The organism is Microbacterium sp. NPDC055455 (assembly GCF_053619935.1).
This window is the reverse complement of the sequence record NZ_JBSHLB010000001.1, coordinates 1,279,049-1,300,221: the sequence shown is the minus strand read 5'-3', so window position 1 is coordinate 1,300,221 and position 21,173 is coordinate 1,279,049. Positions and strand designations below refer to the sequence as shown.

General features: G+C 71.5%; 22 protein-coding genes. 10 read left to right on the top strand and 12 right to left on the bottom strand.

Annotated elements, in window-relative coordinates; genetic code table 11:
- Positions 1-112: 112 nt before the first annotated feature.
- Positions 113-616: a VanZ family protein gene (locus ACWGUG_RS05745; RefSeq protein WP_452324081.1), complete on the bottom strand. Its 504-nt coding sequence runs from the start codon at positions 614-616 to the stop codon at positions 113-115.
- A gap of 82 nt (positions 617-698) precedes the next feature.
- Here ACWGUG_RS05745 and ACWGUG_RS05740 point away from each other — a divergent pair, with 82 nt between their 5' ends.
- Complete coding sequence (locus tag ACWGUG_RS05740) at positions 699-1,553, top strand: hypothetical protein (protein WP_452324080.1); 855 nt, start codon at positions 699-701, stop codon at positions 1,551-1,553.
- A 22-nt stretch (positions 1,554-1,575) separates the two neighbouring features.
- Here ACWGUG_RS05740 and ACWGUG_RS05735 read toward each other — a convergent pair whose 3' ends face one another.
- On the bottom strand, positions 1,576-2,295 hold the full coding sequence (locus tag ACWGUG_RS05735) for an endonuclease/exonuclease/phosphatase family protein (RefSeq protein WP_336398104.1): 720 nt from the start codon (positions 2,293-2,295) through the stop codon (positions 1,576-1,578).
- A gap of 191 nt (positions 2,296-2,486) precedes the next feature.
- On the opposite strand from ACWGUG_RS05735, the gene ACWGUG_RS05730 reads away from it, so the two are divergent.
- The gene (locus ACWGUG_RS05730; protein WP_336398103.1) at positions 2,487-2,939 is read left to right on the top strand and encodes a hypothetical protein; all 453 of its coding nucleotides are present in this window, start codon (positions 2,487-2,489) and stop codon (positions 2,937-2,939) included.
- Between the two features lie 179 nt (positions 2,940-3,118).
- Positions 3,119-3,943, top strand: a complete 825-nt coding sequence (locus ACWGUG_RS05725; protein ID WP_336398102.1) for a response regulator transcription factor — start codon at positions 3,119-3,121, stop codon at positions 3,941-3,943.
- A gap of 170 nt (positions 3,944-4,113) precedes the next feature.
- Here ACWGUG_RS05725 and ACWGUG_RS05720 read toward each other — a convergent pair whose 3' ends face one another.
- Positions 4,114-4,866: a glycosyltransferase gene (locus ACWGUG_RS05720; protein WP_452324079.1), complete on the bottom strand. Its 753-nt coding sequence runs from the start codon at positions 4,864-4,866 to the stop codon at positions 4,114-4,116.
- 186 nt (positions 4,867-5,052) lie between these two features.
- On the opposite strand from ACWGUG_RS05720, the gene ACWGUG_RS05715 reads away from it, so the two are divergent.
- The 5 genes from ACWGUG_RS05715 (at position 5,053) to ACWGUG_RS05695 (ending at position 11,550) form a co-directional block, all read left to right on the top strand.
- Positions 5,053-6,723, top strand: a complete 1,671-nt coding sequence (locus ACWGUG_RS05715) for a sensor histidine kinase (protein ID WP_336398100.1) — start codon at positions 5,053-5,055, stop codon at positions 6,721-6,723.
- The gene (locus ACWGUG_RS05710; protein WP_336398099.1) at positions 6,720-7,895 is read left to right on the top strand and encodes a hypothetical protein; all 1,176 of its coding nucleotides are present in this window, start codon (positions 6,720-6,722) and stop codon (positions 7,893-7,895) included. The genes ACWGUG_RS05715 and ACWGUG_RS05710 overlap by 4 nt, the downstream gene beginning before the upstream one ends.
- Positions 7,896-7,984: 89 nt before the next feature.
- A complete protein-coding gene (locus ACWGUG_RS05705) occupies positions 7,985-8,776 on the top strand; it encodes a response regulator transcription factor (protein WP_452324078.1) in 792 nt (263 codons plus the stop codon).
- 9 nt (positions 8,777-8,785) lie between these two features.
- Positions 8,786-10,438 (top strand): sensor histidine kinase, encoded by a 1,653-nt coding sequence (locus tag ACWGUG_RS05700; protein ID WP_378883970.1) that lies wholly within the window; start codon positions 8,786-8,788, stop codon positions 10,436-10,438.
- Positions 10,435-11,550: a hypothetical protein gene (locus ACWGUG_RS05695; protein WP_452324077.1), complete on the top strand. Its 1,116-nt coding sequence runs from the start codon at positions 10,435-10,437 to the stop codon at positions 11,548-11,550. Before ACWGUG_RS05700 ends, ACWGUG_RS05695 begins: the two co-directional genes overlap by 4 nt.
- A gap of 6 nt (positions 11,551-11,556) precedes the next feature.
- Here ACWGUG_RS05695 and truA read toward each other — a convergent pair whose 3' ends face one another.
- On the bottom strand, positions 11,557-12,417 hold the full coding sequence (gene truA, locus ACWGUG_RS05690; RefSeq protein WP_452324076.1) for a tRNA pseudouridine(38-40) synthase TruA: 861 nt from the start codon (positions 12,415-12,417) through the stop codon (positions 11,557-11,559).
- A gap of 121 nt (positions 12,418-12,538) precedes the next feature.
- Here truA and ACWGUG_RS05685 point away from each other — a divergent pair, with 121 nt between their 5' ends.
- Positions 12,539-14,458, top strand: a complete 1,920-nt coding sequence (locus tag ACWGUG_RS05685) for an acyltransferase family protein (protein WP_452324075.1) — start codon at positions 12,539-12,541, stop codon at positions 14,456-14,458.
- A gap of 185 nt (positions 14,459-14,643) precedes the next feature.
- On the opposite strand, the gene rplQ is transcribed toward ACWGUG_RS05685, so the two are convergent.
- The 6 genes from rplQ to infA form a co-directional block, all read right to left on the bottom strand.
- A complete protein-coding gene (rplQ, locus tag ACWGUG_RS05680) occupies positions 14,644-15,240 on the bottom strand; it encodes a 50S ribosomal protein L17 (protein ID WP_452324074.1) in 597 nt (198 codons plus the stop codon).
- Between the two features lie 40 nt (positions 15,241-15,280).
- Positions 15,281-16,270: a DNA-directed RNA polymerase subunit alpha gene (locus tag ACWGUG_RS05675; protein WP_336398092.1), complete on the bottom strand. Its 990-nt coding sequence runs from the start codon at positions 16,268-16,270 to the stop codon at positions 15,281-15,283.
- 165 nt (positions 16,271-16,435) lie between these two features.
- Positions 16,436-16,834 carry a 30S ribosomal protein S11 gene (gene rpsK / locus ACWGUG_RS05670; RefSeq protein ID WP_018171470.1) on the bottom strand — a complete coding sequence of 133 codons (399 nt, stop codon included), beginning with the start codon at positions 16,832-16,834 and terminating at the stop codon, positions 16,436-16,438.
- A gap of 32 nt (positions 16,835-16,866) precedes the next feature.
- On the bottom strand, positions 16,867-17,241 hold the full coding sequence (gene rpsM / locus ACWGUG_RS05665; RefSeq protein ID WP_336398091.1) for a 30S ribosomal protein S13: 375 nt from the start codon (positions 17,239-17,241) through the stop codon (positions 16,867-16,869).
- Between the two features lie 146 nt (positions 17,242-17,387).
- Positions 17,388-17,504 carry a 50S ribosomal protein L36 gene (gene rpmJ, locus ACWGUG_RS05660; protein WP_005050492.1) on the bottom strand — a complete coding sequence of 39 codons (117 nt, stop codon included), beginning with the start codon at positions 17,502-17,504 and terminating at the stop codon, positions 17,388-17,390.
- Positions 17,505-17,575: 71 nt separating this feature from the next.
- Complete coding sequence (gene infA, locus ACWGUG_RS05655) at positions 17,576-17,797, bottom strand: translation initiation factor IF-1 (protein WP_005050493.1); 222 nt, start codon at positions 17,795-17,797, stop codon at positions 17,576-17,578.
- A 468-nt stretch (positions 17,798-18,265) separates the two neighbouring features.
- Between infA and ACWGUG_RS05650 the strand changes: the two genes are divergently transcribed.
- On the top strand, positions 18,266-19,315 hold the full coding sequence (locus ACWGUG_RS05650) for a hypothetical protein (protein ID WP_452324073.1): 1,050 nt from the start codon (positions 18,266-18,268) through the stop codon (positions 19,313-19,315).
- A gap of 298 nt (positions 19,316-19,613) precedes the next feature.
- On the opposite strand, the gene ACWGUG_RS05645 is transcribed toward ACWGUG_RS05650, so the two are convergent.
- Entirely contained in the window at positions 19,614-20,315 is a 702-nt protein-coding gene (locus ACWGUG_RS05645) for a DsbA family protein (protein WP_452324072.1), read from the bottom strand.
- Between the two features lie 13 nt (positions 20,316-20,328).
- A complete protein-coding gene (gene map, locus ACWGUG_RS05640; protein ID WP_452324071.1) occupies positions 20,329-21,171 on the bottom strand; it encodes a type I methionyl aminopeptidase in 843 nt (280 codons plus the stop codon).
- Between the last annotated feature and the right edge of the window lie 2 nt (positions 21,172-21,173).

The following is a 21,173-nucleotide window of genomic DNA, read 5'->3' as shown; positions in this document are numbered from 1 at the left end:
GCCGACGGCTCGTAGGCTGGAAGGCACCCCGCGTCGTCTCCCCCGAACGTGACCTCTCTTGCTCCGTGCCCTTATGACTGTTCTTGTCGCCACCGTGATCGTGGCCGTCTGCCTACCCCTGGCGTTCTACGTCCTCGCCGTCGCCGGGTCGCGCGATTCGGTTCGCTATTACTACGGCACCTGACGACGCCCGCTCGGCGATCACCACGATCAGCAGCCCCAGCGCCGCCCCCAGCGTGTTGGCGAAGATGTCTCTCAGGCTCGCGGTGCGCTCGGCGAGGAACGCCGCCTGCCCGAGCTCGATGATCATCGTGACGGCGAGCGCCACCGGCACGACCAGTGCGCGGCGGCGCGGCAGCGCCAGCGCGAGCAGGACGCCGAGCGGCATGAAGAGCGCGACGTTCGCGATGAACTCGACGACGTCGTACGACAGCAGCGGCACGACGCGCGCGATCTCGCGCAGCAGTCCCGTCGCGTCCCGATCCACCGGCGTCGGCCAGAACGCGATCACCGCCAGCACGGCACCGTAGAGGACGAGGAGGCGAAGGCCGGTCCGTCTCGCGCGGTCCGCGCCCCGATCGGGTGACCGGTCGAACGACAGGGGCGCATCCGTCATCGCGGCTCCCCTCGGTCGGGCGCCGCGACGATGCCGCGCAGTGTGCGGCGAGTCTACCGGCGGGAGCGGATATCGTGAGCCCGTGGCCGCACCAGACGTCGTCGTCTCGACCTCGCTCGAGCGCACCTACCGGTATCTCCGCATCGGCGTCGCCGGCACCGTGGTCGCGATCTTCGTCGCCATCGGCCAGGCCGCCGCGACCTATGGCTGGCTCACGACGGTCAGCGACTACTTCTACACGCCCGCCCGCAACGTCTTCGTCGGTGCGCTCATCGCCGTGTCGCTCGCCCTCGTCGCGCTGTCAGGCCGCGGCGCAGAGCGGGCGCTCCTGGACGCCGCCGCGCTGTTCGCACCGCTGATCGCGCTCGTTCCGACGACGATCCCGCCGGACGCCGTGCCAGGGGTGGCCGTCTCGTGCGCGGAGCGCTGCTTCCCGCCGGAATATGAAGCGGATGCCGCCAACGGCGTCGCGGTCTACCTCGTGCTGGGCGTGCTCGTCCTGCTCGTCGCACTGCTCCTCGCGGCGCTGCGGCAGGTGTCGCTGCCCGCGGTGTGGACGTCGCTCCTCATCGCGGCGGTCATCCTCGCCGCGACCGGGCTGACCTGGGCGTTCGCGCGCGACCTCTTCCTCCAGCAGGGCCACTTCGTCGCGACCACGCTCTTCTTCGCACTGTTCGCCGCGGTGGCGCTGCGCAGCGCCTTCCCCCGGCGAGGACCCCGGCCCGCGCCCGTCTTCCGAGTCCTCTACACCGCGATCGCGGTCGGCCTCGTGCTGGTGCTCGTGGCGTACGTCATCCTGCTGCCCCAGGCGGACGGCTCCGGCATCCCGATCGTCCTCATCCTCGAGGCGGCCGCCCTCACGCTGTTCTTCGCGTTCTGGGTGGTGCAGGGCCTCGAGAAGTGGTCCGACCCCGACCCGACGCTCATCGCCACCTGACGGTTCACGACGCCGGGGAGGGTCAGGCGGCGCCCGACTCCGCCTCCGCCACCTCGACGACACGGCGGACGCCGGCGGCGGGATGCGCCGTCACGAGGATCGGCAGGTGGTCGCTGAGCCCCTGCGGGAGCGTCCGCACCCGGTCGATCTCGAACCCGATCGACGTGGCGAAGTCGTAGTGGCCGCGGAAGAAGCGGTACCGCGTGTACGTGCGCGAGTCGCTGAGGTTCAGCTCGTACCCCTGCTCGCGCACGTGCTGGCTGAGGTGCTCCTTGAACACCGGATAGTTGTAGTCGCCGACCATGAGCGCCGGCAGCCCCTCGCCCAGCTGCTGCAGCTCGGACAGCGCCGTGCGGATCTGGTGGCGGCGCAGCGAGTTGAGCGCGGTCAGCGGCGCCGCGTGGAACGAGGCCACGATGAGGTCGGTGTTCTCGTCGATGTCGTGCAGCCGCACTCCCAGCAGCCTCTCCTCGGCGGGCTTGAGCACCCGGTCGTGCAGCGACTTCTTGAGCGCCAGCGCCCGCACCTCGACGGCGCGATACGTGTTCTCGCGGTAGTACACGGCGAGGCCGAGACGGTTCCGCTGGGTGGAGTCCGCCAGACGGAGGCCCGAGATCTCGTCCGGGATGTCGGACGTGTCGGCCTCTTGCAGACAGAGCACGTCGGCGCCGTGACGCTCGACCAGATGCATGAGCTCACCGGCTGCCCGGTGCTTGCGCAGGTTGTACGAGATGACCTTCATGTCGGGGGCCAGCCTATTCCGCAGGCCCGGGCGCCGGGTGGCCTTGACAAGACCATGTCGTGACTTCTCACCACGCTCCGAGCATCGCGCACGGGATGTACGAAAACGGGATGCCCCGCCTCTGAAGTGGTGTGCCGCACTACGGCGCCCGACCGTGAACCGTCACGACAGACCCGACCCAGGAGGATCCCATGTCCGCTTCCGCTTCCGCCGGCACCGTCCGGGCCGACCTCACCGACGCCCTCACCGCCAGCCGCACCGCACGCGAGGCCGCCGAGCGCGAGCTGCGCCGCAGCGTGGCCGCCCGCACGCGCGCGGGCGAGGCGCTCGAGCGCACGGCCCAGCGCCGCGGGCTCGACGAGGACGAGCGCGCGCGGCTGCGCGCCGAGTACGCCGCCGCCGACCGCGTCGTCGGCGAACGCCGGGCCGCGCTCGAGAAGGCCAGCGAGTTCGAGCGCGCCGCGACGATCGTCGCCCGCGCGTTCGAGGCCGAGGCGTCCTCCGCCAGTCCGCTCGCCGCCGCCCTGCTCGAGCTGGTGGGCTCGAAGACCGGTGCCGCCTCGCGCGCCCGCTCCGCAGCACCTGCGGTGCGCCGCGCCGCACCGGCGGTGCGCCTGCGCGGCGCGCGTCCCCGGACGGCCTGAGCCCCGCGACGGCTCGGAGGCGAGGCGGTCGGTCGGATCCGCGCACGCGTCGTGGATTGACGCCCGACCAGGCATTCGCGGGTTGTGTAGCATCGGGAGTACTTGCGACGCGTCGGGGTCCGCTGCTGGGGTCGGTGATCGGTGCACGCTGTCCAACCGCCTGAGAGGACACACCTCCCATGTCGACCCCACCCGACGTGCCGAAGACCGCCGTCATCATCGAGGACGATGCCGACATCCGTCACGTGCTGGCCGAAGTGCTCGAGTCGTCCGGGTTCTCCACCGTCTCGGTGGGCAACGGGATCGACGGCGTCCGGGCCGTGCTCACCTACCAGCCCGTCCTCACCACGATCGACGTGAACATGCCGGGCATCGACGGCATCGAGGCGGCCAAGCGCATCCGCGCCCAGTCCGACACCCTCATCATCATGCTGACGGGACTCAACGACGAGGCGGACGTCATCGCGGGCCTCGGCGCCGGCGCCGACGAGTACCTTCCCAAGCCCTTCCGGCCGCGGGAGCTCCGCGCCCGCGTGGAGGCGCTGATGCGTCGCGCCCGCACGAGCACCGAGCCGGCCGAGCCGGTCGAGCAGACCACCACCTGGACCCCGGCGGTGCCGGAGTCTGCCGGGCCCGCGGTGGCGGCATCCGTCCCCGCCGTCGACGGTTCGGCGGAATGGCTCGCGCACCGCGATCTGCGGCTGCACCCCGAGAACCGCATCGTGCTCCTGGGCGCCGAGGAGCTCGACCTCACCCGCACCGAGTTCGACCTGCTCGCCACGCTGCTGGAGTCCCAGCGCCGCGTGCGCAGCAAGGCCGATCTCACCCTGGTGCTGCGCGGAGAGTCCTACGTCACCAGCTACTTCGTCGGCGACGCCGACAAGCGGGCGGTGGAGGCCCATATGACCAACCTGCGCCGCAAGCTCGGCGACAGCGCCGCCAACCCGCGGTACATCGAGACGGTGCGCGGCGTCGGCTACCGGCTGACCTCGGAAGCGGTCTGATCGACGGATGCCGCGGCGGAGGCATCCGCCCGCCCCAGACGAGCGGATGCCTCCGCGGCTGCGTTCCGGGAGAGTGCCCGCTTCCCCAAACGGGCACCCTCTCCGCCTCCCCCTCGCCGGGGCTCCCCTCCCCGGCGTCTTCCCCAGTTCTGATCCGCTTCGGGTCCGGATCAGACCTTGCACCCGCCCTTTCGACGGATGAGTCTGAAGAGCATGGACAGCGCCTGCCGCTCCGTCACGACCCGGCTGAGATAGCCGGCGCTCTCGAGCTGCCGCGACAGTGTGTCCGCGTCCTCGGAACCGTCGATCCATGGCGTGGACCGGTGGTTGTCGTTCATGACGTCGCGCAGCGCCTGCGTCAAGAAGATCGAGAAGAGGGCGCCGAGCGACGAGATCGCCGAGATGCCGCCGATGCGGCTGTCGGAGGTCGCCTCGGCCTCGAGGTGCTCGACCGCCGTGACGTCGGCGACGACGTCGCCGTCGACACCCAGCAGGTAGTCGTGGCCCTCGACGAGCGTGTAGCCGTAGTTGAGCGCGCCGGCCCGCGTGCCGGGGATCCGTCCGATGTCGTGGACGAACACCTCGGTGAACTGCTCCCCGAGCTCGGTCGCGACCTCGTGCGGTCCCGCATACGACGACGCGATGCCCACGGTGCGGTCGGACGTGTTGCTGACGACCACGTGGATGACGTCCGGCACCCGGGTCTGGCCGAGCAGCGCCTCGAGCACCTGGGCGATCGAGTCCTCCTTGTTGCGCGCCGGGACCACGCAGCCGATCGACGACCGATGCGCCGAGGTGTCATCGAGCACCGCCCCCAGGTCATCGGCGGACCCGCACGATGCGGCGGTGTGCTCGGCGAGAGGGGTTCCCTCGCTGACGCGCATCGTCCGCGTGCTGCGGGTGAGCGGGACCTGGTCTGACACGTTCGTCGCTTTCGCTTCTCGGCCGGTCTCTCCGGCACGCACCAAGCATCCCCCGCCTACCGCAAGCGGCCTCCGAGGCGGCGCGAGCACCGGCGCAAGGTTTCCGCAAGAGATCCGCAAGAAGGCGTTCTCCGACTCTCTGTCACTTCGGCGGGGAGGGGCGGGCCGGGCCAATAGGATCGCGTCATGGCTACCGGGGCTGCACGACCAGTGTTCGTCGTGCGCACGCCCGATGCCCGCACCCGGTCGATCTGGCTGACGCAGCTCGTCCTGGCCGCGAGCGTGCTGATCACCGCCGTCCTCGCGATGGCGCTGCAGCCCGCGATCTTCGGCCGGTGGACCTTCCTCGTCGGAACGCTCGCGGTGGTGCTGCTCACGCTGGCCGTGCTCGCGCTGCCGTGGTCGCAGCTCCCCGCCTCCGCCGTGCTCGCGGTGCCCTTCGCCGACGCGGTCGCGATCGGCCTGCTCTCCAGCGACCTGGATCTGCGCCTCGGCTACCTCTGGGGCTTTCCCGTCATGTGGGTCGCCATGCACTTCCGCGCGACCGCGCTGGCGGCGATGCTCGCGCTCATCGGGCTCATCATCCTCATCGATTCGGCGATGCTCACGGGCACGATGGCGGCGCTGCGGGCCTTCGTCGTGCTGCTTTCACTGACGTTCATCGGGATCACGTCGCACCTGGCGCTGCGTCGCACCCGCGCCCTGCGCCGCCTGCTGCGCCGGCAGGCCGGCAGGCTCACGGCGACGCTCGACCGCCGCTCCGACCAGGAGCGGCGCACGACCGAGATCCTCAACGGCATCGACACCGGCATCGTGCGCATCTCCGAGGGCGGCGCCGTCCTGGCCGTCAACGACGCCTACTCGCGCCTGTACGGGCTCGACCCGCTGGATCTCACCCTGCCCGCGCGCTCCGTCGAGTACACCGGCCTGCGCGGCATGCCCGTGCCGTTCTCGGAGCGTCCGTTCGCACGCGCCGCGCGCGGCGAGACGTTCGTGGACGCGTCGGTGTGGCTCTTCACCGCGGGCGGCGAGTGGCGCGCCCTCTCGGTCACCGCCAAGCGCCTCGCCGCGCGCGGCGACGAGGAGTCCTCGATCCTCCTGCTGGTGCACGACGTCACCGCACTGACGTACGCCGAGCGCGAGCGGGAGCGCTTCACCGCGATGGCGTCGCACGAGCTGAAGCATCCGCTCACCGTCTTGATCGGCAACGCCGAGCTCGCCCTCGAGCTCGACGACCTGACACCGCGCACGCGCGAGCGGTTCCGGTCGATCGTCGCCGCAAGCGAGCGGATGCTGAAGATGACCGAGAGCCTCGGCTCGACGTCCCGCCGCGGGTTCTCCGGGCGCGACACGCTCGACGACCTCGACCTGCGCCAGATCCTCCTCGACTCGGTCACGTCGTTCCGCCCGACGGCCGCGGCCGGCGACATCGCGATCGACCTGCAGGCGGACGACCCGCTGTGGGTGACCGCCGACGGGTTCCGGTTGCGTCAGGTCGTCGACAACATCGTCAGCAACGCCATCAAGTACACGCCGCGCGACGGGCGGGTGCGGATCGTGGGAGCGACCGAGGGCGACACCGTGGCGCTCACCGTCTCCGACACCGGGATCGGCATCGGCGCCGATGACCTCCCCCTGATCCTGACGCCCTACTTCCGCACCGCCGAGGCGAAGAAGACGTCGGGCGGCACCGGCCTCGGGCTCGGCATCAGCAACGACATCGTGCGCGCCCACGGCGGCACCCTGACCATCGAGAGCGAGGCGGGCGCAGGCACCACGGTCACCGTGCGCCTCCCGCGGGCGGCGGAGCTGGAGACCGGCTCGGCCGCGTCGCGCAGCACGGAAGGACGAGCATGACCGACCTCATCGTCGGATCGGGCGTGGAGCTCCTCATCGCGCAGGCGGTGATCACGACGCTCGCCACGATGCTCACGATCGGGATCGCGTTCCTGGTGAGACCGGGAACGGCGACGCTGTACTGGAGCATCGCGTTCACCCTCGCGATGCTCGCGACCTACGGCGTCGTGGCCGGGGAAGTCTCCGGCTCCGAAGCGCTGCGCCGCGCCTCGCTCGGGGCGCTGATGGGCGCGCCGGCGTTCCTCTGGTCGGGTTTCCGAGCGGCATGGCGGTTCCGTCCGCTCGTCTGGACCGGAGCGGTGGTCGCCGCCGGCTCGGCGGTGACCCTCGCCGCCGTCGACGGCATCGTGTGGTTCACCGTGGCGTACCGCGCCGTCTTCTTCGCGGCATCCGTCTTCGCCGCCCTGTTCGTGATGGACTGGCTGTCGGCGGCCTCCCGGCGCAGCGACAAGCTGCTCCTGCCCTTCGGCATCGTCTCGATCGCCTTCTCGGTCACCGGCGCGGCGACCCTCGTCGCCGGCTTCGTCTTCCCGCCGTCGGGCGGCGACGACTTCGCCCTCGTGCGGCTGGTGTCATCGGTGGGGATGCTGGTGTACGTGGCGTGCGCGCTCATCGCCGTGGTCGGAACGACGGCCCGCGACAGCGGTCTCGGCCGCATCGCCACGGTCTCGACGGCGTGGCAGCAGTTCGAGCGGATCGCGCAGGATCGCCTGCTGCGCGCAGCGCGCACCTCCGAGCCCTGGTCGGTCGTGTACCTCAGCCTCGACGACGCCGCCGACATCCGCCAGACCGCCGGGGCTCCCGCCTTCGCGAACCTCTCGGAGCGGCTCGTCGACGAGGTGCGCGGGGTCTTCCCTGCGGAGTCCGACGTGGGTGCGCCCGCCCCCGGCGCCGTGGTCGTCCTCGTCCCCCGGCCCGACGCCGCCGTGCGCGACCTGCTGCGCACCAGCCTCGAGCGGGTCACCTCGCTCGACGTGCACGGCGCCATGCCCATCCGGCCGACCGCGAGCGCCGGCTGGGCGCCCGCCTCGGTGCTCGGGTACGAACTGGACGCGCTGGTGTACACCGCGCGGGAGGCCGCGGCGCTGGCGAGCGAGAAGGGCGGCGACCGGTGGGAGCGCGTCGGCGCCACCGTCGTCGAGCGGCTGCTCAGCCAGTCGGAGCGACAGTGAGCGATGCCCGGCGCGTCCCGTCCGGCTCAGCCGCGCGGGCCGAGGGGGCGTGTGGAACAATTCGGGCAGGTGCGACGCGAGGAGACAGCATGAGCGAGGCCATGTCGGCAGCCGCCGTGGTGATCGAAGACGACGACGTCGTGCGGGATCTGCTGGTCGACATCTTCCAGTCGGCGGGCTTGACCGCCTTCGGCGCATCCTCGGGCGCGGAGGGGATCGAAGCCGTGGCGGTCCACGAGCCCCTCATCACGACGGTCGACATCAACATGCCCGGGATCGACGGCCTGGAGACGACCCGGCGCATCCGCGATCGCAGCGCCACCCACATCATCGTGGTCTCCGCGCTCACCGATGAGGCGGATGCCGTGCTCGCACTCTCGTCGGGGGCCGACGACTTCGTCGCCAAGCCGTTCCGCGCCCGCGAGTTCCGGGCGCGGATCGATGCCGTGCTGCGACGGTCCAAGTCGGTCGCGCCCTCGCCGAAGGCCGGTGCCGGCGACTCGAGCGCTTCTCCGAGCCCGCCCGCGCCCGCCTCCGACGGGGCGGCGCTCGTGCACGACGACCTGGTCGTCGACCCGTCGACGCGCATCGCGGAGCGCGGCGGCGTCGACGTCGGCCTCACCCGCACCGAGTTCGACCTGCTGGCGGCGCTGCTGTCGACCGGCCGCCGGGTGCGCACCAAGGAGGAGCTGGTGCGCGTGTCGCGCGGCGAGAGCCGTGGCGCGGCCGACGCGCCCGTGACCGAGGTCGAGATGCGCACGATCGAGACCCATATCGCCAAGCTCCGACGGAAGCTCGGCGAGGACCCGGGCGATCCGCGGTACATCGAGACCGTGCGGGGCGTCGGCTACCGCCTCACGTCCGCCGCCGCGCGCGAATAGGCGGTCGGCGTGCACGCCACGACGGAACTCACCCGGTCCTCCGACCCGGTCTACGATCCCCGCGAGACGGACAGCCGCGTCCACACGGTCTGGATCTGGCAGCTGTCGTTCGGGGCAGTCGTGGGGATCATCACCGTCCTGACGGCGATCATGGATCCGCAGGTGCTGGTCGTGCCACCCCTCGCGATCGGCGTCGCCGGCGTCTTCGTCACCACGGTCGCCGCGCTGATCGTGCCCTGGCACAAGTACCCCGAGTCCGCCGCGACGGTGCTGCCCTACCTCGACATCATCTGGGTGGGCCTGCTGACCTTCGGCACCGACCTGCGCCTCTCGCACCTCTGGGTCGTCCCCATCGCGTGGCTGGCGGCGCTGTTCAGCCTCGGGCGGCTCGCCGTCGGACTCGCGCTCGTGGGCGCGATCGGCGTCGCCGAGATCCTGGCTTCGGGCACCACGCCCGCGAGCGCCCTCCGCGTGCTCATCGTGCTCCTGGCGCTGGCGTTCGTCGGCGCGACGGTGCATGCCACCGCCCGCCAGGGCCACGCCTACCGCACGCTCCTGCGTCGTCAGGCCCGACGCATCCGTCACTCTCTCGACACCGCCTCGATCGAACGGCGGCGCGTGAGCGAGACCCTCGACGGGGTTCACATCGCCATCGCCCGCATCAACCGGTCCGGGGAGCTGATCTCTTCCAACACGGCGTACCGTGAGCTCTACGGACTGGACGGGGCCGACCCGAGTCAGCCGCCCCGCTCGATCGAGTACGACGGGCTGCGCGGCACGGCGCTGAGAGAAGGCGCCCGGACGTACGCACGGGCCGCGCGGGGCGAGGAGCTGGATGCCGAGCGCGTGTGGCTGTACGACGTCGAGGGGAACTGGCACGCGCTGTCGGTCACGAGCCGGCGTCAGGAGCCGCGCGAGGACGAGGAGCCGAGCACGGTGCTGATCGCCGAGGACGTCACCGGCCTCCTGACGGCGGACCGGCGACGCGATGCGCTGGCGGCGGTCATCTCCCACGAGCTGCGCAATCCGCTCACCGGCATCCTGGGCCACGCCGACCGGCTTCTCGAGCGCGATGACCTCGACTCCGACGTGCGGCGGCGCCTGGCCGTCATCGAGGAATCGGGCGAGCGGATGATGCATCTGATCACCTCGATCCTCTCGGCGCCGACCGACGCGACGACCCGCGCCGACCGCGACGCGCGCGCGGTCACCGACCTCCGGGCGATCCTGGACGCCTCGGTGGAGTCGTTCGCTGCGAACGCCTCGGAGCGGCGGGTCGCGCTCTCCCTCTCGCCCGGCCCGCCGGTGCTGATCTGGGGCGACGCATTCCGCCTCCGCCAGATGGCCGACAACCTGCTCGGCAACGCCGTCAAGTACACACCGCCCGGCGGGACGGTGGAGGTCTCGGCACGACGTACGGGCACTGATGTCGAGCTCGTGGTCGCCGACAGCGGCATCGGCATCCCCGCCGCAGACCTCCCGCGCGTGTTCGACCACTACTTCCGCTCCGCCGCCGCCGTCGACAGCGGCATCCCCGGAACGGGCATCGGCCTGCAGATCGTGCGCGACGTGATCGAGGCGCACGACGGGACGATCGACATCGCCAGCGAGCCCGGCACGGGAACGACCGTCACGGTGCGCATCCCCGCGGAGGCCTCATGACCTACTCGAGCCTCGACGACGCCGTCGTGCTGGCGGTCCTGGCGACGCTGATGTCGATGATCATGATCGGGCTCGGATTCCTCTACCGCCCACGCCTGGCGACCCTCCTGTGGTCGCTCATGTTCCTCCAGGTCACGCTGTCCGCCTACGGCACGGTCGTCGCCAACGCGGCATCGCTGCACCAGCTCGCCGACGCCTCGGCCGGCTTCGCGCTCGGCGCGCCGGCGCTGGTCTGGTCGGGGCTGCGGGCCGACCAGGACAAGCGATCGCTGCCCTGGCTCGGCCCGGCCCTCGGGTTCGTCGCCGGCGTCGCGTACGCGGTCACCGACGGCACCGACGCCCACACACTGGTGTTCTCGCTGGCCTACGTGGCCTCGGCGGCGCTCGCCGCGCTGTCGGCGCTTGAGCTGCTGCACCGCGACGAGCGCAGCATGGGCCGGCTGCTGCCGCTGACGATCGCCTCGGCGACGCTTCCCCTCATCGCCGTGGCCAGTCTGATCGCGGCCACGGTGACGCTGGGCTCCCACCTCACCGCCCCGGCGCTGCCGGACCTCAAGGCGATCGGGCTCCTGGCCTACCTCACCTGCGCGATCGTCACGCTGCTGTCGCTCGCCCGCTCCCCCGACGCCGCGGGGTCCGAAGAGCCCGCCGACCCCTTCCCGGCCGTCGCCGCCGACCGGCTCGCGCGCGCGCGGGAGTCGAACGAGTCCGGGTGGTCGCTGCTGAGCGTGTCGCTCGACGACACCGACTCGCTGCGCGTCGCCGGAGGCGAGGTCGCCTTCCGGCGGATCCTCGCGCGGTTCCGCGCCAACGTGCGCGCGTCGTTCCCCGCCGACGCCGACATCGGCGCCGACGGTCCGTCGGGCTACTTCGTGCTCATCTCCCGACCTGATGGAGCGATCCGGGACTGCATCCGCGACCTCCTCGACCGCGTCTCGACGGTCACCCCGGATCAGCCGCTCGCGGTCGAGTTCTCGACGAGCGTCGGCTGGGCCAAGACTGCCGACGGCGCGTACGACCTCGCGACCCTCAGCGCGGCGGCCCACGAGGCGATGGAGCGTGCGCAGCGCGCGGGCGGACACCGCTGGGAGCGCGCGCAGCCCGTCCGGTGAGGCGGCCTACTCCCGGTCGCGGCGCGCGCGGGTCTGCTCGGCGCGCTGCCCGAGCAGGTCGTCGGCGGGGTAGCCGACCTCCGTCAGGGTGAGACCGCGCGCGGCGAGCACCTTGACCTCCGGCACCCGCTCCCGCGCGTCGCGGATGTCGACCACGTCGTCGATGTCGAGCCTGCCCTCGCCCACCGCGACGCACGCGCCGACGAGCGCGCGCACCATGCTGTGGCAGAACGCGTCGGCCTTGACGTTCGCGACCAGGACGCCGGCGCCGTCGCGTCGCCAGTCGAACTCGAGCAGCGTGCGGATCGTGGTCGCCTCCTCGCGGGGCTTGCAGTACGCGGCGAAGTCGTGAAGCCCGATGAGCGCGCGGGCCGCGGCATCCATCGCCTCTGCATCCAAGGAGGCGCGCACCGACGTGGTGCGATGACGCTCGAGCGGGTCGTACCCGGTCACGGTGTCGCCGATGCGGTATTCGTACCGACGCCACGCCGCCGAGAAGCGCGCGTCGAAGCCGACCGGCGCGATGCGGGAGCCGAGGACGGCGACGTCGGCGTACGCGCCCACGACCCCGCTCATCCGTGCGGCCAGCGCCGCGGCGCGGTCGTCCGGCGATTGCGCGCCCGCGCCCGGCCGGGCGTGCCTGGCGAGCATGCGGCTCTGCTGGGCGTCGTCGAGGTCGACGTGCGCCACCTGCCCGGTGGCGTGGACGCCCGCGTCGGTGCGCCCGGCGACGACGAGGCGGGGGTCGCCGCCGACGACGCGGGCGAGCGCGGACTCGAGCGTCTCCTGCACGGTCCGCAGCCCGGGCTGACGCGCCCACCCGCGGAAGTGCGTGCCGTCGTAGGCGATGTCGAGCCGGATGCGCACGGACTCCACCCTATTCGCCCGCCGCGCGGTCGCCTCGCGCGGCCCCGACCCGCGGGCGGCTGCCGTGCGTCCTGAGGCGGGCCGCGTAGACTTGCCGTTTCCCCTCCTCGTACAACCAGCCATGACGTCGACTGCGCCCGCCGTTCGCCCCGCCGCCCGCTTCGCGGGACTGGACGGGCTCCGCGCGATCGCCGTGATCCTGGTGGTGCTGTACCACCTGTTCCCGCCCGCCGTCCTTCCCGGCGGCTTCGTCGGGGTCGACGTGTTCTTCGTCATCAGCGGGTTCCTCATCACGAGCCTGCTCCTGCGGGAGCATCACGCCACGGGCCGCATCGCGCTCGGCCGGTTCTGGCAGCGCCGCGCGCGGCGGCTGCTGCCGGCGCTCGCACTCGTCGTCGGCGTCTGCTCGACGCTCGCCTGGGTCGTCGGCGGAGACGTGCTGGTGCGCCTGGGCGCGCAAGTGGTGGGCGCCGCCACCTTCAGCTACAACTGGCTCTCCATCGCCGGCGGCGAGACGTACTTCGCCGCGACGACGCCGGAGCTGTTCCGCAACGTCTGGTCGCTCGCGGTCGAGGAGCAGTTCTACCTGCTGTGGCCGCTGCTGCTTCCGCTGCTGCTCCTGCTGCCGGGCGCACGTTTCCGCGCGGCGCTGGCCGCGGGCCTCGCCGCGGTCTCGGCGGTCTGGATGGGCGTGGTCGTCACCGGTGCCGACGACCCCACCCGCGCCTACTTCGGCACCGACACGCACGCCTTCGGGCTGCTCCTGGGCGTCGCGCTCGCCTTCGCGCTGCCGCCGCTCCTGCGGCGGCCGTTCGCGCTCTCGCCGGTCGCGCGGCACCTCACCGGGGCGGCGGGTGTGCTGGCGATCGGCGGTGTCGTCGTGCTGGCGTCGATGCCGCCGCAGGACGGCGCCGCCACCTTCCCCGGCGCGCTCCTGGTCGCGAGCCTGCTGAGCGCCGTCGTCATCGTGGCGGGCGTGTGGCCGGGCTCCTGGCTCGGGCGCGGCATCGACGCCGCGCCGCTGCGCTGGATCGGCGACCGCTCCTACGGCATCTACCTGTGGCACTGGCCGCTGCTGGTGCTCGCGGTCGCCGTGTTCGCGCCCGACGCCACCGTCGCCGCCGTCCCGGTGTGGCTGGGCCTCGGGGTGCTCGGCGTCACGGGCGCGGCATCCGCTCTCTCGTACCGGTTCGTCGAGACGCCCGTCCGCCGATTGGGCTTCGGCGCCTCGGCTCGGATGCTGCGCCGGCGGCTCCGCGGCGGGCCTCGGGCGCGCCTGCGCGCGCTCGGCGTCGCCCTGGCGGGCGTGCTGGTGCTGGCCGGCACCGGCGCCGCGCTCGCCGCCGCGCCGGAGGAGTCCAGCGCCGAAGCCGCGGTCGAGGCGGGCCGCGAGGCACTGGCGGAGGCGATGCGTGAACGCCCACCCGCCCCCGTGGCGCCTCCGCCCGGATCGGGACAGCAGACGGATGCCACGGCCGCCGCGCCCGCCAACGACGAGGTCGCGGGAGACCAGATCACCGCCGTGGGCGACTCCGTCATGCTGGCGTCGGCCGGCGGACTCGTCAAGCGCCTCCCCGGCATCGAGATCGACGCAGAGGTCTCGCGGTCCATGTGGGCCGGGCCCGGCATCCTGGGGTCGCTCACCGCGACCGACCGGCTGCGCCCGTACGTCGTGGTGGCGCTCGGCACGAACGGCCCCGTCGACCCCGGCGCACTGGAGAAGCTCGCCGACGCGATCGGCCCCGAGCGGGGTCTCGTGCTGGTGAACGCCCACGCGCCGCGCGACTGGATCCCGGGCGTCAACGCCCAGCTCGCTGCCTTCGCCGACGCGCACCGCAACGTCATCGTCGCCGACTGGTCGGGAGCGATCGCGGCGCACGAGAACCTGCTCGCCCAGGACCGCATCCACCCCGGCGACGCGGGTGGCCGCATCTTCGCCGACACGGTCGCCGCCGCCGTCGACGAACTCGCGAGGGAGCGCCGCGCCTATGCGAACGACCTCATCCGCGGCCTGCAGCTCGACCTCACGCCGTCGCCGTAGCCGCGGGGAGGCCGAGCGGCGGCCCCGCGACCGCGTGAGAGCGATGGGCGCAGGCGGCGCGAGGGTCGCGCAGCGCGGGCAAGATGCAGCGAGACCCGCCACCCTGACGGGTGACGGGTCTCGCGGTGCAAGGGTGGCCGGGCACGGATGCCGCGACCTGCCGGGCGGCGACGCCCGGCGTCCGATCACTCGGACTTCTTGTCGTCCTCGACGACGGCGTCCTCGGCGGCAGCCTCGGCGGCCTCGCCCTCCTCGGGCGACTCGGCGCCGGCCGCGGTGGCCGACTCCTCGGGAGTGGTGTCCTCGACGGGCTCTTCGCTCACGTTCGACTCCTCGGCGGTGGTCTCCTCGGCCGGGGCCTCCTCGGCCGCGGCCGGGGCGGCGGCGGAAGCCGACTTCTTGGCCGACTTCGGCTTCGGGTTGACGGGCTCGAGCACGAGCTCGATCACGGCCATGGGCGCGTTGTCGCCCTTGCGGTTGCCGACCTTCGTGATGCGGGTGTAGCCGCCCTCACGGTCCGCGACCAGCGGCGCGATCTCGGTGAAGAGCTCGTGCACGACCGACTTGTCGCCGATGACCGACAGCACCCGGCGACGCGCGTGCAGGTCGCCGCGCTTGGCGAACGTGATCAGGCGCTCGGCGAGCGGACGCAGGCGCTTGGCCTTGGTCTCGGTCGTCTTGATCGACTTGTGGGTGAACAGCGCGGCGGCCAGGTTCGCAAGCAGCAGACGCTCGTGGGCGGGGCCGCCTCCGAGGCGGGGACCCTTGGTGGGCTTGGGCATTCTCAGTTACTCCAGTGTCTTAAAGGTCGAAAGCCGAAACTCAGACGGTCTCGTCGTCGTAGCCGCCGTAGAAGTGCGCGCCGTCGAACCCGGGGACCGAGTCCTTCAGCGACAGGCCGAGCGAGACGAGCTTGTCGCGCACCTCGTCGACCGACTTCTGACCGAAGTTGCGGATGTTCATCAGCTGCGTCTCCGAAAGGGCGACGAGCTCCGACACGGTGTTGATGCCCTCGCGCTTGAGGCAGTTGTACGAGCGGACCGACAGGTCGAGGTCCTCGATCGGCATCGACAGCTCGTTCGAGAGGACGGTCTCGACCGGCGCCGGGCCGATCTCGATGCCCTCGGCCTCGACGTTGAGCTCGCGGGCCAGGCCGAAGAGCTCGGTCAGCGTGCGACCGGCCGACGCGACGGCGTCGCGCGGGGCGATCGAGGACTTGGTCTCGACGTCCAGCACGAGCTTGTCGAAGTCGGTGCGCTCACCCGCACGCGTGGCCTCCACGCGGTACGAGACCTTGAGCACCGGCGAGTAGATCGAGTCGACCGGGATCTGGCCGGCCTCGGCGTACTCGTTGCGGTTCTGCGTCGCCGACACGTAGCCGCGGCCGCGCTCGATCGTGAGCTCGAGCTCGAACTTCGCGGTGTCGTTGAGGGTCGCGATGACCAGCTCGGGGTTGTGCACCTCGACACCGGCGGGAGCGGAGATGTCGGCGGCGGTGACCTCACCGGCGCCGGTCTTGCGCAGGTACGCGGTGATGGGCTCGTCGCGCTCGCTCGAAACGACGAGCTGCTTGATGTTGAGGATGATCTCGGTGACATCCTCCTTCACACCCGGGATGGTGCTGAACTCGTGGAGGACGCCGTCGATGCGGATCGACGTCACGGCCGCGCCGGGGATGGAGGACAGGAGGCTGCGACGCAGCGCGTTGCCGATCGTGTAGCCGAAGCCGGGCTCCAGCGGCTCGATGACGAAACGGCTGCGGAACTCCCCGACCTTCTCCTCGGTCAGAGTGGGACGCTGTGCGATGAGCACTATGTGTTCCTTTCGATCACGTGCCCGCTATATGACACGTGCGGTGGGTGAGGTGTTGAGTTTTACTCGGGGATGCCTCGGATCGAGGCATCCGTTAAGCGTGCGGTAGCCCTTCGACGGGCTCAGTGACCGATACGGATCCTGAGCCCGTCGAAGGGCGGGAAGTCAGACGCGGCGGCGCTTGGGCGGACGGCAGCCGTTGTGGGCCTGCGGCGTCACGTCCTGGATGGAGCCGACCTCGAGGCCGGCAGCCGTCAGCGAGCGGATCGCGGTCTCGCGGCCCGAGCCCGGGCCCTTCACGAAGACGTCGACCTTCTTGACACCGTGCTCCTGCGCCTGGCGGGCAGCGGACTCCGCGGCCATGCCGGCGGCGTACGGCGTCGACTTGCGCGAGCCCTTGAAGCCCACGCCACCGGACGATGCCCAGCTGATGACGGCGCCCGACGGGTCGGTGATCGAGACGATCGTGTTGTTGAACGTCGACTTGATGTGGGCCTGGCCCAGCGCGATGTTCTTCTTCTCCTTGCGGCGCGGCTTGCGCGCGGCGGACTTGGCCTGTGCCATTGCTTTGCTCTCCTGAACCTGGGGGCCGCGCCTTAGCGCGCCTTCTTCTTGCCGGCGACGGTGCGCTTCGGGCCCTTGCGGGTGCGGGCGTTCGTCTTGGTGCGCTGACCGCGCACCGGGAGGCCGCGGCGGTGGCGCAGGCCCTCGTAGGAGCCGATCTCGACCTTGCGGCGGATGTCGGCGGCGACCTCGCGGCGGAGATCACCCTCGACCTTGTAGTTGCCTTCGATGTAGTCGCGGAGTGCGATGAGCTGGTCGTCGCTGAGGTCCTTGACGCGGATGTTCTCGTCGATCTCCGTCGCCTTGAGGATCTCGTTCGAGCGGGTACGGCCAACGCCGTAGATGTAGGTAAGGGCGATCACCACGCGCTTGTCGCGCGGGATGTCGACGCCGGCAAGACGTGCCATGCGGCTCTCCTAGGAGTGAGTGGAGGTGTGGAGCAGCATCGGTGCCCGGGCCTCCGCCCGAGGTGTCCCCCGCGGTGCGGGTTCTGATGCTGCCTGTGTGTGTATTGAGTTGTGAGTCGCGGGCCGCGCCGGGGCGCGGCATCCGTTCAGCCCTGGCGCTGCTTGTGACGCGGGTTCGACTTGCAGATGACCATGACGCGACCGTGGCGGCGGATGACCTTGCAGTGGTCGCAGATGGGCTTGACGGAGGGGTTGACCTTCATGATTTCTTCTCTTCGCTGTCTTCGCCGGGCACGCGTGCGTGTGCCGCGTGGGGCGTTACTTCTCGACCGGTCTAGCGGTAGCGGTAGACGATGCGACCGCGCGTCAGGTCGTAGGGCGAGAGCTCCACGACCACACGGTCCTCGGGGATGATGCGGATGTAGTTCTGCCGCATCTTGCCTGAGATCGTGGCAAGAACCTTGTGTCCGTTGGTGAGCTCGACGCGGAACATCGCGTTGGGCAGCGCCTCGGACACGACGCCCTCGATCTCGATGACACCGTCTTTCTTCGCCATACGCTCGCTAACACTTGTGCAGACCGGTCGGTCTGCGGGTGGATGGGATGTCGGTGCGACGACACGCCGATGAAGGCGCAACGCACCAAAGATCAAGCATACGTGATAGCGGATGCCTCGGCAAATGCCCGCCGCGCCGTCACGGCTGCCGCTCAGGATTCCCCTCGGGTGGCGGGCATCGCCGGGCCCGTGGCATCCCCAGGACCCCGACTCGGCCGGACCGCGGTGCCCCAGGCCCGCGGCATCCCAGCGCCCGCGGCATCCGTTCTCCCCCGACGTCTGCGCACCCCCTTTCCAGGGCAAACACCACGTTCGCGACGAGGCGCCACACTCGGGCGCGGTGTCTCGCGAGCGATGCGGTGTCTGCCCTTCCTCCACGGGGGCGCAACCTCGGGCACGGGGCGCGAGTTCCTCACGTCTGAGCGCAGGCGCGGAACGAGCGGATGCCGCGGCCACGACCATGGCCGCATGGCACAGGTTCTGCCGGTCGGCGTGGTCCGGCCCTCGCCCATCGAACTCGTCAGCGTCCGTGACGCCTTCGCCGGCACGCGTGGGCTCCGCAACAGCGCGCACTTCCACCGCGTGCGTACCGGCGTCTATGCCGCCCGACCGGCATGGGACGCGCTGCGCCCCTGGGAGCGGTATCTCGCGCGCGTGCACGCGTACGCGCTGGTGAATTCCGACGCCGTCTTCGCATACGAGTCCGCTGCCGCGCTGCTCGGGCTACCCGTCTTCGGCGAGCCTGCTCTGATCCACGTGTACGCGCTGGCCCGGACCAGGTCGCGACGCTTCGGGGACGTCTTCGTGCACAGCTGCGTCGCCGTCCCCGAGACCGTGACGCTCGGCGCCCACACGATGACGACGCCCGCCACCACGACGGCGGATCTGATGCGCGTGCTGCCGCCACCGTTCGGACTTGCCGTCGGAGATGCGGCGGTGTCGCGGGTGCAAGGAGGGATGCTCGCCGTCGCCGACCTCGAGGCGGCCGCCGCGGCCCTTCCGAACACGCGCGGGCGCGCGCTGCGCAACCTTCTGCTGCCCATGGTCGATGCGCGTGCTGAGTCGCCGGGTGAGAGCGTCAGCCGCGCGGTGATCGTCTGGTCGGGTTTCGAGCCGCCAGACCTCCAGCGCGTGTTCGTCACCGACGGCATCACCGACCGGACCGACTTCTGGTGGGAGAGCGCGAAGGCCGTCGCGGAATCCGACGGCTACGGCAAGTACGTCCGAGCGACCGCCGAGGAGACCCTCGAGGGCGTCCAGGCCGAGAAGCGGCGCGAGGACCGGCTGCGACGGCACTGCCGGGAGTTCGGTCGGTGGGACTGGGCTGCGTGCATGGCCGTCGCGCCGGTGATCGGCGAGCTGGAACGGCTCGGCGTGCCGCGGGTCGCCGCACCGCGGAGCCGGCTGCTCGCGACCATGCGGGCCAACCCGCGCTCTCTCCCGCGCACGCCCGCCGTTTCCCGCACGCCCGTTGTCCCCAGCGCACCCGCGGCCGGCACGCCCGCAGCGCGCCGCTGATCCACCGCGCCGCTGACCCGTCGCCCCGCTGACCCGTCGCCCGCTGACCCGTCACGGTCCCTCGAGCGGGCGATACACCGCAAACGCGACGGCACACCACGGTGCCGCACGGTGTCTCGTCGCGCACGCGGTGTTTACCCTGAATGTTGGGGAACGGATGCCGCCCACGCCAGGCGCCCACGCCGGGCGGCCGCCCACGCCGGACGCCCGCGTGCGGCGAACGCCCGGGCGCGCCGGGCGCCCGCGTGCGCCGACGCGCGTGGGAGGAGGGGCGGATGCCGCGGGGCGCGGCATCCGGTCACTCGAAGAGGGTCGCGAGCGCGCCCGCGGGGGGCAGGTCGGAGTTGGAGATGACCTCGCCATTCACGGCGACGGTCGGCGTGGCGATGCCGGACTGTCCGGGCTGCACCGGCGTCTGCTCCGTCATCGCTGTGACGAAGCCGGCGTAGCTGCCGTCGTTCACGCACGAGTCGATCCCGGTGACGCCCACGCCCGACGCGATCTCGAGGATCTCGGTGTTCGTCAAGCCGTCGGTGTTCTCGGCGGGCTGGTTCTCGAACATCGCCTGCAGGAAGGGCAGCGAGGCGTCCGGGTCGGCCTCGGCCACGCAATACGCGGCGTTGGCCGAGCGGGTCGAGAACTGCGTGCCGTTCGACAGCCGGTCGAGGATCGAGATGGGGTGGATGCCGAGCGTGATGCTGCCGTCGTCGACCAGGCCTTCGATCTCGGCGCCGTACACCTGCTCGAACTGGTTGCACACCGGGCACATGAAGTCGACGTAGGTGTCGAGGCGGTCCTCGCCCTCGCCGACGAGGATCGCACCGGTCTCGGTGTCGATGTTCGACGCCGACGGAGGGTTGACCTCGGTGGGCAGCGGCTTGGGCGCGGCCTGGTTGTTGAGCGTCACCACGAGCACCGCGACGAGCACGAGCGCCACCACCACGGCGATGGTCACCCAGATCGCGAACCAGTTGACCTTGCGTGCGCCGGCCTGTGCCATTTCGAGAGCCTCCCTAGGCGATCTGACGCGGCGTGATGCCGAGGGGCGCCAAGCCCGCGGCTCCGCCGTCGGGTGCGGTCAGCACCCAGATTCCGTCTTCGTGCACGGCCACGCTGTGCTCCCAGTGGGAGCCGGCGGTGCCGTCGAGCGTCGACACGGTCCACCCGTCGTCTTCGATGAAGGTGGCCTGGTCGCCGATGACGACCATCGGCTCGATCGCGAGGACGAGGCCGGGTCGCACCTCGGGCCCCGGATCGGCGACGCGGTAGTTGAACACCGAGGGCGACTCGTGCATCTTGCGGCCGATGCCGTGCCCGACGTACTCGCGCAGGATGCCGTAGGCGCCGGACTCCGGGGAGTTCGCCTCGATGTACTCCTGGATGGCGGCGCCCACCTCGCCGAGGTGGCGGGCGGTCGCGAGCGACGCGATGCCGGCCCACAGCGACCCCTCGGTCACGTCCGACAGGCGCTGCCGCTCCGCGACGACCGCGGGGCGCGTCTCGTCGGGCAGCACCGCGGTGAACGCGGAGTCCCCGTTCCACCCCTTGTACTCGGCTCCGGCGTCGATCGACAGGATGTCACCGGGCGCCAGCACGCGGTCGCCCGGGATGCCGTGCACGACCTGCTCGTTGACCGACGCGCAGATGGTGTGGCGGTACCCGCGGACCATCTGGAAGTTCGACTTCGCCCCACGGCCGGTGATGACCTCGGATGCCGCGGCATCCAGTTCCGCGGTGGTGACGCCGGGCGCGATCAGGCCGCGGACCGCGTCGAGGGCGGCGGCGGTGATGAGACCGGGTTCCACCATCGCCCGCAGCTGGGCGGGGGACTTGTAGATGGAGCGGCGCAGCGACACGT